Source organism: Qipengyuania sp., from assembly GCF_964227205.1.
Lineage (GTDB): Bacteria > Pseudomonadota > Alphaproteobacteria > Sphingomonadales > Sphingomonadaceae > Qipengyuania.
This window is the reverse complement of sequence record NZ_CAXQVB010000006.1, coordinates 70,167-84,166: the sequence shown is the minus strand read 5'-3', so window position 1 is coordinate 84,166 and position 14,000 is coordinate 70,167. Positions and strand designations below refer to the sequence as shown.

Annotated in this window: 13 protein-coding genes; 4 read left to right on the top strand and 9 right to left on the bottom strand. The window is 65.3% G+C overall.

Annotated elements, in window-relative coordinates; genetic code table 11:
• Nucleotides 1–4: 4 nt before the first annotated feature.
• From ACEQZ0_RS13605 to smpB, 7 genes are all read right to left on the bottom strand, one after another.
• A complete protein-coding gene (locus tag ACEQZ0_RS13605; RefSeq protein WP_370191545.1) occupies nucleotides 5–1,027 on the bottom strand; it encodes an NAD-dependent epimerase/dehydratase family protein in 1,023 nt (340 codons plus the stop codon).
• Nucleotides 1,027–2,193 carry a nucleotide sugar dehydrogenase gene (locus ACEQZ0_RS13600; RefSeq protein WP_370191544.1) on the bottom strand — a complete coding sequence of 389 codons (1,167 nt, stop codon included), beginning with the start codon at nucleotides 2,191–2,193 and terminating at the stop codon, nucleotides 1,027–1,029. Before ACEQZ0_RS13600 ends, ACEQZ0_RS13605 begins: the two co-directional genes overlap by 1 nt.
• Before the next feature lie 97 nt (nucleotides 2,194–2,290).
• Nucleotides 2,291–2,917, bottom strand: a complete 627-nt coding sequence (locus tag ACEQZ0_RS13595) for a glutathione S-transferase family protein (protein WP_370191543.1) — start codon at nucleotides 2,915–2,917, stop codon at nucleotides 2,291–2,293.
• A 210-nt stretch (nucleotides 2,918–3,127) separates the two neighbouring features.
• Nucleotides 3,128–4,192, bottom strand: a complete 1,065-nt coding sequence (gene recA / locus ACEQZ0_RS13590) for a recombinase RecA (protein ID WP_370191542.1) — start codon at nucleotides 4,190–4,192, stop codon at nucleotides 3,128–3,130.
• A 150-nt stretch (nucleotides 4,193–4,342) separates the two neighbouring features.
• A complete protein-coding gene (locus tag ACEQZ0_RS13585) occupies nucleotides 4,343–6,814 on the bottom strand; it encodes a response regulator (protein ID WP_370191540.1) in 2,472 nt (823 codons plus the stop codon).
• Nucleotides 6,811–7,419, bottom strand: coding sequence for a DUF2062 domain-containing protein (locus tag ACEQZ0_RS13580; RefSeq protein WP_370191539.1), 609 nt, complete (start codon nucleotides 7,417–7,419; stop codon nucleotides 6,811–6,813). Before ACEQZ0_RS13580 ends, ACEQZ0_RS13585 begins: the two co-directional genes overlap by 4 nt.
• 130 nt (nucleotides 7,420–7,549) lie before the next feature.
• Entirely contained in the window at nucleotides 7,550–8,032 is a 483-nt protein-coding gene (gene smpB / locus ACEQZ0_RS13575) for an SsrA-binding protein SmpB (protein ID WP_370191538.1), read from the bottom strand.
• A 95-nt stretch (nucleotides 8,033–8,127) separates the two neighbouring features.
• Here smpB and ACEQZ0_RS13570 point away from each other — a divergent pair, with 95 nt between their 5' ends.
• Nucleotides 8,128–9,201, top strand: coding sequence for a succinylglutamate desuccinylase/aspartoacylase family protein (locus ACEQZ0_RS13570; protein WP_370191536.1), 1,074 nt, complete (start codon nucleotides 8,128–8,130; stop codon nucleotides 9,199–9,201).
• A 1-nt stretch (nucleotide 9,202) separates the two neighbouring features.
• Here the strand turns inward: ACEQZ0_RS13570 and dapA are convergent, their stop codons facing one another.
• Nucleotides 9,203–10,084, bottom strand: coding sequence for a 4-hydroxy-tetrahydrodipicolinate synthase (gene dapA, locus ACEQZ0_RS13565; RefSeq protein ID WP_370191534.1), 882 nt, complete (start codon nucleotides 10,082–10,084; stop codon nucleotides 9,203–9,205).
• 137 nt (nucleotides 10,085–10,221) lie between these two features.
• Between dapA and ACEQZ0_RS13560 the strand changes: the two genes are divergently transcribed.
• Genes ACEQZ0_RS13560 through ACEQZ0_RS13550 form a run of 3 tightly spaced genes read left to right on the top strand, consistent with a single transcriptional unit; the run spans nucleotide 10,222 to nucleotide 13,101 of the window.
• Entirely contained in the window at nucleotides 10,222–12,123 is a 1,902-nt protein-coding gene (locus tag ACEQZ0_RS13560; RefSeq protein WP_370191720.1) for a lytic transglycosylase domain-containing protein, read from the top strand.
• Nucleotides 12,124–12,146: 23 nt separating this feature from the next.
• Nucleotides 12,147–12,626: a GreA/GreB family elongation factor gene (locus ACEQZ0_RS13555; RefSeq protein WP_370191531.1), complete on the top strand. Its 480-nt coding sequence runs from the start codon at nucleotides 12,147–12,149 to the stop codon at nucleotides 12,624–12,626.
• Nucleotides 12,619–13,101 (top strand): invasion associated locus B family protein, encoded by a 483-nt coding sequence (locus tag ACEQZ0_RS13550; protein ID WP_370191530.1) that lies wholly within the window; start codon nucleotides 12,619–12,621, stop codon nucleotides 13,099–13,101. Before ACEQZ0_RS13555 ends, ACEQZ0_RS13550 begins: the two co-directional genes overlap by 8 nt.
• 69 nt (nucleotides 13,102–13,170) lie before the next feature.
• On the opposite strand, the gene ACEQZ0_RS13545 is transcribed toward ACEQZ0_RS13550, so the two are convergent.
• On the bottom strand, nucleotides 13,171–13,836 hold the full coding sequence (locus ACEQZ0_RS13545) for an outer membrane protein (RefSeq protein WP_370191529.1): 666 nt from the start codon (nucleotides 13,834–13,836) through the stop codon (nucleotides 13,171–13,173).
• Between the last annotated feature and the right edge of the window lie 164 nt (nucleotides 13,837–14,000).

Sequence of the window (14,000 nt, the reverse complement as noted above, 5' to 3'; positions counted from 1 at the left end):
CGCCTCAAATCTCGTAATAGTCCCGATACCACGCCACGAAGCGGGCTACGCCTTCGCGAATATCGGTGTTGGGAACATAGCCGGTGAGCATCCGGAGCAGGCGGGCATCGGCCCAGGTGGCCGGCACATCGCCGGGCTGCATCGGCATGAGATTGCGCTTCGCCTCGATGCCCAACGCTTGCTCGAGCGCGGAGATCATGTCCCCGAGCTGGACCGGTTGCGAGTTGCCGATATTGACCACGCGCCAGGGCGCGACCGGCGAGAGGCTGTCACCCGCGGCGATGTCGTCGGGCGGTTGCGGTCGCTCGGGAGGTGTCTCGATCAGGCGACGAACTGCCTCGACGAGGTCGTCGACATAGGTGAAGTCGCGCATCATCTCGCCGTGGTTGTAGACGTCGATCGGTTCACCTTCGAGCATGGCGCGGGTGAACTTGAACAGCGCCATGTCGGGCCGCCCCCACGGGCCGTAGACGGTAAAGAAGCGGAACATCGTCACCGGCAGGTCGAACAGATGCGCATAGCTGTGCGCCATCGCCTCGGTCGCCTTTTTCGTGGCGGCGTAGAACGACATGGGGTGATCCGCCCTCATCGTCTCGCGATAAGGCATCTCGGTATTCGCGCCATAGGCCGACGAGGTCGAGGCGAGCAGCATGTGGTGCGGCGGATGCGCGCGCGCTGCCTCGAGCAGCTCGAAGGTTCCGACGAGATTGCTGTCGAGATAGCTGCGCGGATTGTCGATCGAATAGCGCACACCGGCCTGTGCGGCGAGGTGTACGACGATATCGGGCTGGTTGTGCGCAAACAGTTTGGCGAGCACGCCAGGCGTTTCGATCGGCTCGTTGATCGCGGTGAAAGCCGCATTCTGCAGCAGCGCTGCCTGGCGCCTGCGCTTGAGCTCGGGATCGTAATAGTCCGAAAGGCTGTCGATCCCGATTACCGTGAAACCGTCGGCCAAAAGCCGGCGGCAGGTAAAATAGCCGATGAAGCCGGCCGCTCCGGTAACCAGCGCTGTGCGGCTTTCGCCCATCAATCCGCGCCGAACAGGTCGCGGGTGAAGACCTTGGCGGAGACGTCCGCGAGGTCGGGATCGAGACGGTTGGCGACGATCACGTCGGCCTCGGCCTTGAACCGTGCGAGGTCGCGCTCGACCCGGCTGCCGAAGAAGCTGTCGTCCTCGAGCACCGGCTCGTAGACGATGACTTCGATCCCCTTGGCTTTCACGCGCTTCATGATCCCCTGGATCGAGGATTGGCGGAAATTGTCGGATCCCGCCTTCATCACCAGACGGAAAATGCCCACCGTGGTGGGTCCCTTGGCGATTATCCGGTCGGCGAGGAAATCCTTCCGCGTGCGATTCGCATCGACAATCGCGCGGATGAGGTTCTGCGGGACTTCGGAATAGTTCGCGAGCAGCTGCTTCGTGTCCTTCGGCAGGCAGTAGCCGCCATAGCCGAAGGAGGGATTGTTGTAGTGGCTCCCGATACGCGGATCGAGCCCGACACCCTCGATGATCTGGCGCGTGTCGAGGCCGCGCGACAGGGCATAGCTGTCGAGTTCATTGAAGAAGGCGACGCGCATGGCGAGATAGGTATTGGCGAATAGCTTGATCGCCTCGGCCTCGTCTGCATCGGTGAGGAGGACGGGGACGTCCTTTTCGAGCGCGGGCTCGAGCAGGAGATCGGCGATTCGGCGCGCCCGATCGGACTGCTCGCCGACGATGATCCGCGAGGGATGGAGGTTGTCGTAGAGCGCCTTGCCTTCGCGCAGGAATTCGGGACTGAAGATAATCCGGTCGCTGGCAAAGCGCGCGCGGGCCTGGCTGACATAGCCGACGGGGACGGTGGACTTGATGACCACGACCGTGGTGTCATTGGCCGCCATGACCCGCTCGATCACCGCATCGACGGCCGAAGTATCGAAGAAATTGGTTTCGACGTCATAATTGGTCGGTACCGCAGCGATCGCGAAATCGGCGCCGCCGATCGCCGCCGCGGAATCAGTGGTGAACAACAGGTCGAGATCGTCGCGACGCAGATATTCCTCGACCAGCTCGTCCTGGATCGGCGAGCGGCGCGCGTTCAGCATCGCCACCCGTTCTTCCGAAATATCGCAGCCGACCACCCTATTGTGCTGCGACAGCATGATGGCATTGGAAAGGCCCACGTAGCCGAGCCCGAAAACCGCGATCTTCATCGAATAATCCGTGCCTTCTTGTCGAGGCCGTTCACGACGGCTGCGGCTGCCTTCTGTGGGGTGGGAGACCCGATTGCAAGGTCGACTTCGCCCTTGGTCACCACATGAAATAGGGCCCACCCCGTTCACGCGCGCGCTGCCAGGCGGGGCGCGCGTGGATCGCCTCGACGAATTTCGCCAACCTGGGGGCTTTCTCCACATAGCCCTGCATGACGGCGATCTCTGCCGGGAAGCTCATCATGACATCGGCGGCCGACCAGTCATTTCCCACGAAATGGAGGTCGTCGGAAATGTTGTCCTCGGCAAACTGCACATGCGCTGCGAACTGTTCCTCGACGCGGGGCATGAGCGGCGCGGCGGCATCTCCGAGGCGCGCGGCATAGAGCTTGAGCATGACAGGTACGAAGAAACTGCTCTCGCCGAACTGCATCCATTCGAGGTGGCGGACATGGTCTTCGCTCTCTGGCGCGGGCAGCCAGGCCTCCCCGCCGTGCTTTTCGCAAAGATACTGGATGATGGCACCGCTCTCGGCCACGCACAGGCCTTCGTCGACGATCAGCGGCGACTTGCCGAGCGGGTGCGCCTGCTTGAGTTCGGGTGGCGCGAGGTTGCTCTCCGGATCGCGCTGGTAGTGCTCGATGTCGTAATCGGCGCCGAGTTCCTCGAGTAGCCAGAGGATCCGCTGCGAGCGGCTGTTGTTGAGGTGGTGAACGGTGATGGTCATCGGTGAGCCTCCCATGACCCGGCGAAAGTCCGGGCGATTCGCGGCGTAGCCTAGGGGAGCCGGTTCGGCCCTGCCACAGGTACGGAAAAGCCGGTGCGGCCAAGGCGTGGCGCGCACCGGCTTTCCGTTTTTCCGGGAGCGCCGGGGGACAGTCCGGCCGGTACGCCGACCCGGGGTGACCGAGGTCGGCGCGCTCCCGCTTGAAGAGGGTCAGTCCTCGTCCGCGTCCGGACCGGTCATCATCTCTTCGGCGACCTCGTCGGTGCGGCCGCGGATCGCGGCTTCCAACTTGGCGCACAGCTCGGTGTTTTCCTTGAGGAAGGTCTTGGCGTTCTCGCGACCCTGGCCGATGCGGATGCTGTCGTAGCTGAACCAGCTGCCCGACTTCTCGACCACCCCGGCCTTGACGCCGAGGTCGAGGATCTCGCCGATCTTCGAAATACCCTCGCCATACATGATGTCGAATTCGACCTGCTTGAACGGCGGAGCGACCTTGTTCTTTACCACCTTTACCCGTGTGGCGTTGCCGATAACTTCGTCGCGATCCTTGATCTGGCCGGTGCGGCGGATGTCGAGACGGACCGACGCGTAGAATTTCAGCGCGTTGCCGCCGGTGGTGGTTTCCGGATTGCCGTACATCACGCCGATCTTCATGCGCAGCTGGTTGATGAAGATCACCATGCACTTGGAGCGGTTGATCGAGCCGGTCAGCTTGCGCAGCGACTGGCTCATCAGGCGGGCCTGGAGGCCGACGTGGCTGTCGCCCATCTCGCCCTCGATCTCGGCGCGCGGGACGAGCGCGGCGACCGAGTCGACCACCAGCACGTCGATCGCATTCGAGCGCACCAGCGTATCGGTGATCTCGAGCGCCTGCTCGCCGGTATCGGGCTGCGAGACGATCAGTTCGTCGATATCGACGCCGAGCTTGCGGGCATAGACCGGATCGAGCGCATGTTCGGCATCGACGAAGGCGGCGGTGCCGCCGGCCTTCTGCGCCTCGGCGATGACATGCAGCGCCAGCGTGGTCTTGCCCGAGCTTTCGGGGCCGTAGACCTCGATCACGCGACCCTTGGGCAAGCCGCCCACGCCCAAGGCGATGTCGAGCCCGAGCGAGCCGGTGGAGATCGCTTCCACCTGCATGGCTTCCTTCTGGCCCAGCTTCATCGCCGAACCCTTGCCGAACGCGCGATCGATCTGCGCGAGTGCGGCGTCCAATGCCTTCTGGCGGTCTGCGTCCACTTTCTTGTCCTCTACGAGCTTCAGACTTGCCGCCATGACATCACCTCCTGCGCTTGGCCAGAGCCGCATCCCGACTCTTCAACTGGCGCAGTGTGTATCGGCTTTGTTCTCATGGAACAAGTAGGGAACGGAAATTTTTTTCCGGTTTTGTTCCAAAAGCCCCACTGGCTCGGGCGGCCACGCCCCTCAGCGCTGTTCGCTCAGCACCTCGGAAACCTTGGCGTTGATCTGCTGCACGCTGAACGGCTTGGGGATGAAATGCATGTTGTCGATGTCGATCTCGCTGCGCAGCTGTTCCTCGGCATAGCCCGACATGAACAGGAAGGGGACATCGGGCTTCACCTTGCGGATCGCGCGGGCCATCGCCGGACCGTCCATCGTCGGCATGACCACGTCGGAGACGATCAGGTCGAATTCGGTATTGCCATTGGCGATCGCAGCCAGCCCTTCCTCGCCATCGGCAACCGCGGTCACGGTATAGCCCGCGCGGACCAGCGCGCGCTCGGCCACCGCCCGCACCGTGTCTTCGTCCTCGACCAGCAGAAGCTTGCCCCCGGCCGACCATTCGGTCGCCTTGGGTTCCTCGGGTTCTTCGCCGCGCATGTCGGCAGGCAATTCGCCCTTGTGCACCGGCAGGTACATGGTGAAGCGCGCCCCGATCGGCGTCCCGTCGGGACCCTGGACATTGTCGGCGAAAATGAAGCCGTTCGACTGCTTGACGATACCGTAGACGGTCGATAGCCCCAGCCCGGTGCCCTTGCCCTGTTCCTTGGTGGTGAAGAAGGGTTCGAAGATCTTGTTGAGATGCTCTTCCGGGATGCCGCCACCGGTATCCTGCACGATCAGCACGGTATAATCGTCGGCGGGCATGATATCGATGCCCATCTTGCGCACGTCGCGCGCGGAAACCCGGCGGGTGGCGAGCGTCAGCCGTCCCTTCCAGTCGTGCTTGCCGCGTTTCATGGCATGCGCCTGCATCGCGTCGCGCGCATTGACCGCGAGGTTGATGATGACCTGCTCGAGCTGCTGCGGATCGGCGCGGACAGAGCCGAGCTCGCGATCGTGGCGGACCGAGAACTCGATCTTCTCGCCCATCAGCCGCTTCAAGAGCTGGCTGACCTCGCTGACCACATCGGGCAGCTGCAGCACCACCGGGCGTAGCGTCTGCTGGCGGCTGAAGGCGAGCAATTGCCGCGTCAGGCTGGCGGCGCGGTTCGAATTGGCCTTGATTTGCTGGATGTCGTCATAGTCGCTGTCGCCCGGCGTGTGGCGCAACAGCATGAGATCGCAATAGCCGATGATCGCGGTCAGCACGTTGTTGAAATCGTGCGCCACGCCGCCGGCCAGCTGGCCGACCGCCTGCATCTTGGTGGCCTGCGCGACCTGGCGACGAAGGCGCTTTTCTTCCGACGAATCGGAAATCGACAGCAGCACTGCGGCGTCGCCCAGCCCGCGCACCCCGGCGAGCCCGATCGAAACCGGCTCTTCCTTGTCGTTGGCCAGCCGCACCGCCATGTCGCCGCTCGCGGTGGCCCCCTTGGCGAAGCGCCGCACGGTATCGGCCATCGCCGCCTTGTCCTCGCGCACGACCAGATCGGAGGGAAACTGCGGCAATCCCTGATCGACACGCTCGACCGCGCGCAGAAACGCCTTGTTGGCGAACAGGAAGCGGCCGTCGCGATCGGTCAGGGCAAGCCCCAGCGGGAGCGCGGACAGCAACGCCTCGAGTTGCGGGATCGCCGCCTTGCCATTGCCTTCCCAGCCGCCGCCGATCCCCACCGAGCTGTCGACCAGCAGCATCATCGAGAGGGCCTGGTCGGCATCGCTCAGCCTGGCGTTGTGCGGCGTATCGAGCGGCACATGCACCAGCGTCTGCGGCGATCCCTGCTGCCCTTCGCGGGCGAAGAAGATGCGGTCGCGATCGTCGGAGCGCAGCAGCTGGACGAACTCCAGCCCGGCGAGCGACGTGTCGCGGCTGCCGGTCGCGCGTTCGGCCAGCCCCGGGGTGGTGGTTACCACGATGCCGTCGGGTCCGACCAGCGCAAGCTCGAGCCCGGCGCGCGAAATCACGTCGCCCAGCCGGCCTGAAAGACGCTCGGGCAGGCCTTCGTAGCTGCGTTCCTCACGCAGTTCGGCGAAGCGCCAGACAAGATAGGCCTCGCCCCGCCCGCTGCGGTCGATATGCAGCCGATAATGCGCCTCCGAACCTTCAAGCATCACCAGATCGAGACTGGCGGTGCCGTCTCGCCAGGCCTCGCGCACGGCCGCCATCACTGCCTCGCGCGACTGCGGATCGAACGCCAGTTCGGGCGGCGCGGACTCGGCGCCGAACCAGGCCTCGTAGGTCGAGTTGGCGCACACCAGCCGATTGGCCCGGTCGATGATCGCCACGCCGCGGCGGCGGTTTTCGATCGCGGCGCTGGTCACCGCCCAGTCGGGTTCGAAGACGGTATGATCGGCCGCCGGCGCCTTGAGGCGGGCCACAAGCAGGAGCGTCAGGAGCAGCGCCACCAGCGAACCGCCATAGGCCAGCGCGACCAGCGTCTGCTGGCCGACCAGCCAGACCAGTGCGATCGAGACAATGCTGGCTGCGGCGACACCAAGCATGAGCGGCAGAGGCGGCAGTCCGGAAACCGCGCTCTCTTCGCGCGCGATCATTCGCCCGTGCCCTGGTCCAGGCGTTCGTCGAGGCGGCGCTGCATCGCCAGCAACCGACGACGGCGCTTGCGTGCGACGACGAAGCGCCAGACCACGCCCGCCAGCAGATAGCCGACCGCGGCACCGACCACCGCCAGCACGATGAAGCCGAAAATCGTGACCAGCACGGTCACGCCGACACCCTCGAACATGGCCAGGAACCAAGCCCAGCGCCCGCTGGTGATCTCGTCCTGCGCCGCGCCGCCGGTGGCCGCGAGGTCGATCTTGAGAATGAAGGCGCCGAGTTTGTTCGCCACCACCGCCCAGAAGGGGAAGGTGAAGGGATTGGTGATGAAGGTCACCAGTGCCGACAGCGGGACATTGGCCCTCGCGGGAAGCGCCATGAAGGCGGCGAGGAAGATCTGGCCGACGGGAATGATGAAGCCGGCAAAGATACCCAGCGCCACGCCGCGCGGCACGCTGCGCCGGGTGAAGCGCCACAGTTCGGGGGTGAGGAAACGGTGCGCGATCGGGCGCAGGTATTTGTTCTGCGCCATTTCCTCGCGCGTCGGCATGCGAAGGCGGATCCAGTCCGCCAGAAAGGTCTTCGATCGGTGCCCGGTCATTGCCACGCCTCCGCCATGCGCCGCCTGCCGGACGAGTTCAAGGGGGCGAAGCTGGCGGCGGGCGAAGAAAACGGCATGGCTGGCAATGTGGTTAACCGGCGGATGCTTTGTAAGGGGTGAACGGGCGCAATCAGCCGCGCTCGCGCAACAGGCGGGCCTTGTCCCGCTGCCAGTCGCGATCCTTGGTCGCCTGGCGCTTGTCATGCGCCTGCTTGCCCTTGGCGAGCGCGAGCTCGACCTTGGCACGGCCGGTCGAATTGAAATAGATCGACAGCGGCACCAGCGTCATGCCCTTGCGCTCGACCGCTCCGAACAGCTTTTCGATCTCGCGCGCATGAAGCAGCAGCTTGCGCGGCCGCCGGGGTTCGTGGTTCAGGCGGTTGCCGTGCGAATATTCGGGAATGTTGGCATTGATCAGCCACACCTGCCCGTCGCGCACCTCGGCATAGCTTTCCTTGATGCTCGCCTCGCCGGCGCGCAGCGCCTTGACCTCGGTCCCATGCAGCGCGAGGCCTGCCTCGAAAGTATCCTCGATATGATAATCGAACCGCACGCGCCGGTTGTCGGCGACGGTCTTCTGCTTGTCGAAAGTGGCGGGCTTGGGACGGGCCATAGGCAGCGGGCATGTAGGCGAGCATGCCGCGCTTGGAAAGGGTCGGCGGACGAAACTGCTTGCCAAGCACGGACCGATCGTGGCGAATGGCGCCGATGCATAGCCGGACTTCGCACGAACCATTCGCCCTCTATGATCGTATCGTCGCACCGGGGACGCGCGAAATCGTCTCGATTCCCGTCAGCCAGCAGGTAACCGGCCTCGACTCCGCCCTTGCCCTGCAGGTGCTGCATGGTTCCGGCCATGGGCCCTGCATTTTCGTAAGCGGCGCGATCCACGGCGACGAGATCATCGGTACGGCGGTGATCCAGCGACTGCTCGAACGCCTTTCTCCCGACCAGCTAGCCGGAACGATCATCTTCGCGCCCGCGGTCAATATCTACGGTTTTGCCGCGCACAGCCGCTACCTGCCCGACCGGCGCGACCTCAACCGCAGTTTTCCCGGCGCCGAGCACGGCAGCCTCGCCGCGCAGCTGGCGCATTGCTTCCTCACCCATGTCATCGACCGGTGTTCGCTCGGCATCGACATCCATTCGGCCGCGGTCCACCGTTACAACCTGCCGCAGATCCGCATCGCCTCGGGCAGCCCTTACCTGACCGAACTGGCGATGGCCTTCGGAGCCCCGATCATCATCGAAAGCCCGCTGCGCCCGGGCTCGATGCGTGCGCTGGCGGCCGAGCGCGAAACGCCGATGCTGCTGCTCGAGGCGGGCGAAGCGCTGCGCTTCGACCGTTTCGCGATCGAGGTCGGCATGGCAGGCGTGATGCGCGTGCTCGCCCATATCGGGATGATCGACGCCGACGATGGGCTCGCCGATGTCGAGGTGCCGATACGCTCGAGCCGCTCGAGCTGGGTGCGTGCGCCGCGCGGCGGCGTGTCGCGGCGCGAATGCCGCTCGGGCGATGTGGTGCGCACAGGCGATCTGCTCGCACGGGTCGGCGGGCTGTTCGGCGAGGACCCCGAGGATGTGGTCAGCCCGACCGACGGCGTGGTGATCGGCCACGCCACGCTGCCGGTCGTCAACCAGGGCGACGCGCTGTTCCATATCGCCGAGATCGATGGCCACGGCCATGCAGGCGAGCGCGCAGGAAGCATCGTCGAAGCGCTGGCCGTCAGCGAACCGCCCTTCCCCGCCGCGCCGCTGCTCGACGAGGACGAGGTGCTTTAGCTCAGATCAGTCCCGCGATCGCCAGCGCTTCGTCGACTGCCTTGCGGCTCGCCTCGCTGGCGTTGACCAGCGGCAGGCGCACGTCGGGCGAGAACCAGTCATGCACCCGGCTGAGCGCGTATTTGACCGGCGCCGGGCTCGCGTCGGAGAACATCGCATAATGGAGTGGGAACAGCCGGTCGTTGAGTTCGCGCGCCTTGACCAGGTCGTTGGCCGCGATCGCCTCGTGGAATTCGGCGCACAGCGCGGGCGCGACATTGGCGGTGACCGAGATGCAGCCTGCCCCGCCCGCTGCCGAGTGCGGCAGCCACAATTCGTCATTGCCCGACAGCTGGCAGAATTCGTGGTCGAGCCCCATCCGGTGGTCGGCGACGCGCGAGAGGTCGCCGCTGGCATCCTTGATGGCGACGATCCGCTGCGGATATTTGCGCACCAGTTCGACCACCGTCTCGTCCTCGATGTCGGTGACCGTGCGGCCGGGTACATTGTAGAGCACGATCGGCAAATCGCTGTTTTCGGCAAGGAAGCTGAAATGCGCGATCAGCCCGGCCTGGCTCGGGCGGTTGTAATAGGGGGCGACGCACAGCCCCGCCGCGGCGCCGGCCTTGCGGGCGAACTGCATGTGCAGCAATGCGTTGCGCGTATCGTTCGACCCGCACCCCGCGATCACCGGCACGCGTCCGGCGGCCTGCTCGATGCACACCTCGATCACGCGGTGGTGCTCGGCATTGGAGATCGTCGAGGCCTCGCCGGTGGTGCCGCAGGGCACCAGCGCCTTGCTGCCGTTGTCGATCTGCCAGTCGACCAGCTTGCGGAATGCGGCTTCGTCGAACGATCCGTCGCGAAAAGGAGTCGCCAGAGCCGGAATCGAGCCTGAGAACATTTACGTCGGTCCTGCGTTAGAGCTATGAAACAAGGCGAGTTTTCGTGGGCGCTGCCACAATTCATTCAGCGCCTGATAAGGAGGGGCCGGGCACGATGTCCAGCATGGGCAGAAAAAGACTTTTTACAGTGACACTTATGGCCGGCGGCATGCTGGCCATCCCTACCATGGCGCAGGCACAGGATGCCCCACGCAATTACATGGTGGCACAACAGCCGGGCGCGGTCGACCGGGCAGTGGGCCAGTGGGAATATCTGACCAAGCAGGACAAGCTTCCCTTCGCCTCCTACGCGGATTTCGTCTCCGCCCATCCCGATTTTCCCAAGCAGGAGCTGCTGCGCCGCCGCGCCGAAGCCGCGCTCGAAAACGATGCACCCAGCCCTCAGGCGCTGGTCGCTTTCTTCGACCGCTTCCCGCCGCTGACCAACAGCGCCCGCGCCCGCTATGCGCTGGCACTCGCCTCGCTCGATCGCCCGCAGGCATTCGAGACCGCGCGCGCGGCTTGGTGCGGGGGCACGATGAGCGGGCCCGCCGAGCTTTACATGCAGGGCCTGTTCGGCAGCCGCTTCGCGCCCGAGGATCACGATGCGCGGATGGACGCGCTGCTGTGGCAGGGCAATTACGAGGCCGCCGCGCGCCACGTCGGGCGCGTGTCGCCCGCCTATCGCCCGATGGCCCAGGCGCGGCTGGCGCTGCTGCAGGGCAGCACGCCGTCGCAGGCCGGCCTGCCCGTGCCGCAAGGCGCCTCGACCGATGCGGGCTATGTCTACAATCTCTCGCGGCACTATCGCAATTCGGGCCAGCCCTATGAAGCGGTGAACCTGCTTTCGACCCGCGCCGCCTTCGCTGCCCCGGCCTTCGACGGCACGCAATTCGTGGCCGAGGCACTGACGGTTGCGAAAAGCGCCGGCGCCACGCAGGCGGCAAGCATCGCGGGCAAGATCGACGACGTGTTCGCGCCGGGAACCGATATCTCGGACGGTTCCTTCGCGCTGCGCGACAAATATACCGACCTCATGTGGCTCGGCGGGACCAAGGCGCTGTGGTCGCTTGGCGACGGGGCGCAGGCGGCGCCGCTGTTCTATCGCTATGGCACCGCGGCCAAGACCCCGTTGACGCGCTCGAAGGGCTTCTACTGGGCCGGCCGTGCCGCTGCCCGCGCGGGCGACCGCGAAGGCGCGCAGCGCTATTGGGAGATGGCGGCGGACTATCCCGAATGGTATTACGGCCAGCTCGCGCTCAAGGAGCTCGGGCGCCCGATGCCCACCTTCGCCGCGCTGCCCCGGCCCGACGCCTCGCAGCGCGCCGCCTTCGAAGCCGACCCGCTGACTGCGGCGCTCCGCTCGATCGCACGCAACCGGCGCGACTGGCGCACCGAACGCGCCTTTTTCGAGGCCATCGCCGACAAGGCCAAGACTCCCGGCGAAATGGCGCTGGTCGGCCAGCTGGCGCGCGAGACCGGGCTCGACGAACTCGCGGTGGTCGCCGGGCTGGTGGCGGGCGAGCACGGGCTCAAGGGCTTCGAGCGGCTCGGCTTCCCCACCGTCGAAACGCACCCCGGTGCCAACTGGACCATGGTCCATGCCATCGCCCGGCAGGAAAGCGAATTCGATCGCACCCGCGTCAGCCATGCCGGCGCGCGCGGGATGATGCAGCTGATGCCGGGCACCGCGCGCGAAGAGGCGGGCAAGATCGGCGTCAACTACATGTCCGCCAGCCTGACCGACAGCCCGAGCTACAATATCCGTCTGGGCGATGCGCATTTCGCCCGGCTGATGGATCGCTACGGCGGGGCCTACCCGCTCGCGATCGCGGCCTATAACGCCGGGCCCGGTCGGGTGAACGAATGGCTTCGGCTCAATGGCGATCCCCGCACGGGCGCAGTCGACTGGGTCACCTGGATCGAGCAGATCCCGTCTAACTTCGAAACGCGCTACTACGTCATGCGGGTGATCGGCAACGCGGTAGCCTATGCCAATATGCATCCCGACAAATCGGCGGGTTACGAGCGCGATATCGGCAATTACCTGCGGCGCTGATTTGCGCTAGGGGCGCTCGCCTCATGCAAGGCAAGACCAATCCCGTCACCCCCGCCGGCTATGCGGCGATGAAGGCGCGCTACGACCACCTGCTCGGGACCGAGCGCCCCGAGATCGTCGAGATCGTCAGCTGGGCGGCGGGCAATGGCGACCGCAGCGAGAACGGCGACTACCTCTACGGTCGCAAGCGCATGCGCGAGATCGACCGCGAACTCGCCCATCTCGCCCGGCGAATGAAGGCTGCGCGCGTGATCGACCCCGCCGAACAGCCCGACAAGTCGCGCGCCTTCTTCGGCGCCAGGGTGACGCTCGCCGACGAGGATGACGAAGAACGCGTGGTGACGCTGGTCGGCGACGACGAGCAGGACGCCGGCGCCGGCCGGATCGGCTGGTCATCCCCCCTCGCCCGCGCACTGAAAGGTGCCGCAGTCGGGGATTTGCGCAGCGTGAGGCTTCCCGGCGGGCTCAAAGAATGGGAAGTCGTGGCCATCGACTATGCGTAAACTGGCCGCCTTGCTGCTGATCGCCCTCGCCGCCCCGCTCGCGGCCAAGGACAGTCTCGGCGTGTTTTCCGACTGGGGCGCATTTCGCGATGCCTCGGTCCCGCGCTGCTATGCCATCGCGGTCCCTGCTGCGAGCCAGGCAAGCCGAGAGTTCGAGCCCTATGCCACTATCGGCACCTGGCCACGACGCAATCTGCGTGGGCAGGTCCATTTTCGCCTGTCTCGCAGGCTGGCCGAGAGCGCCAAAGTGGCGCTTTCGGTCGGCGGCAGGAATTTTCGTCTCACCGGCGGCGGGGCCGATGCCTGGGCCGAGGATCGCAGGATGGATGCGGCAATCGTCGCCGCCATGCGCTCGGCCAGCCGGATGACCGTCCGAGCCACCGACACGCGCGGGCGGCGCTTCGCCAACAGCTATTCGCTGGCAGGGGCCGCGACTGCAATGGATGCCGCCACGCTCGCCTGCGCGCGCAGATAGGCGCAGATCGCCAAAGGGCCGGGGAGCGCGCGACGCTCCCCGGCCCCCGATCATGAATGGCGCGATCGCTTAGAAGCGCACGCCAACGCCAGCCATGATCTGATGACGGTCGAGATCGACGTCGAACCGGTCGCCATCGGGCAGGTCGCCATCGAAATCGACTTCGCCCTTGCTGTAGTTCGAATAGCGATATTCGATGTTCATGAAGGTGCTCGGGTTGATCGCATATTCGACGCCCGCGCCCGCGCGCCAGCCGTCGAGGTCGAAGTCCTGCTTGTACTCGGTGGTGCCGTCGTTCGAGAGGATGTTTAGCTTGGCGTTGGTATAACCGCCCTTGGCGTAGAGCAGCAGGTCGGGCGCGACCTTGGCGCCGACGCGCGCACCGAGGAACAGGTCGCGACCGGCGTCGACCCGGCCGAAGCCGAAGCCTTCGAAATCGCCATTCGAATATTCGGTTTTCGCGGTCGAATCCGAAAGTTCCGCCTCGAGCCCGACAACAGCGCCACCGAGGTCGAAATCGTAACCCGCCTGGACGCCGTAGACGACGCCGTCGATCGACTGGTCGTTATTGTCGACCCCGTCGTCGTCGACGCTGCTGCCGGCCTGCAGCGCATCGTAGCCGGCCACGCCCTGGAGGCGGAAACCGTCGAAATTGCCGCCGGCATCCTGTGCCATGGCGGGGGCGGCAAGGGCCGCGAGCGAACCTGCAACGAGAAGGGTTGAGATCTTTTTCATGTGCGAACTCCGTTTTCGTAACCCGCAGCTTTCGTGCTGCGTGGACCGGGAAAACGTCGCTCGAAGCCGAACAGTTTCATTAACCTCTCACAACAGGAAATTGTTGCAGATTGAACACATGTTGCGCGACGAGAAGTGTACGACAGGCGATGAATCGTGCCGTG

Bases quoted from the DNA above. Each gene is read 5' to 3' on its own strand.
- ACEQZ0_RS13570 (WP_370191536.1), top strand. From the start codon at position 8,128: ATGCATAGCCGGACTTCGCACGAACCATTCGCCCTCTATGATCGTATC.
- smpB (WP_370191538.1), bottom strand. From the start codon at position 8,032: ATGGCCCGTCCCAAGCCCGCCACTTTCGACAAGCAGAAGACCGTCGCC.
- ACEQZ0_RS13580 (WP_370191539.1), bottom strand. From the start codon at position 7,419: ATGACCGGGCACCGATCGAAGACCTTTCTGGCGGACTGGATCCGCCTT.
- recA (WP_370191542.1), bottom strand. From the start codon at position 4,192: ATGGCGGCAAGTCTGAAGCTCGTAGAGGACAAGAAAGTGGACGCAGAC.
- dapA (WP_370191534.1), bottom strand. From the start codon at position 10,084: ATGTTCTCAGGCTCGATTCCGGCTCTGGCGACTCCTTTTCGCGACGGA.
- ACEQZ0_RS13600 (WP_370191544.1), bottom strand. From the start codon at position 2,193: ATGAAGATCGCGGTTTTCGGGCTCGGCTACGTGGGCCTTTCCAATGCC.
- ACEQZ0_RS13605 (WP_370191545.1), bottom strand. From the start codon at position 1,027: ATGGGCGAAAGCCGCACAGCGCTGGTTACCGGAGCGGCCGGCTTCATC.
- ACEQZ0_RS13550 (WP_370191530.1), top strand. From the start codon at position 12,619: ATGCGTAAACTGGCCGCCTTGCTGCTGATCGCCCTCGCCGCCCCGCTC.
- ACEQZ0_RS13545 (WP_370191529.1), bottom strand. From the start codon at position 13,836: ATGAAAAAGATCTCAACCCTTCTCGTTGCAGGTTCGCTCGCGGCCCTT.
- ACEQZ0_RS13585 (WP_370191540.1), bottom strand. From the start codon at position 6,814: ATGATCGCGCGCGAAGAGAGCGCGGTTTCCGGACTGCCGCCTCTGCCG.
- ACEQZ0_RS13560 (WP_370191720.1), top strand. From the start codon at position 10,222: ATGGCCGGCGGCATGCTGGCCATCCCTACCATGGCGCAGGCACAGGAT.
- ACEQZ0_RS13595 (WP_370191543.1), bottom strand. From the start codon at position 2,917: ATGACCATCACCGTTCACCACCTCAACAACAGCCGCTCGCAGCGGATC.
- ACEQZ0_RS13555 (WP_370191531.1), top strand. From the start codon at position 12,147: ATGCAAGGCAAGACCAATCCCGTCACCCCCGCCGGCTATGCGGCGATG.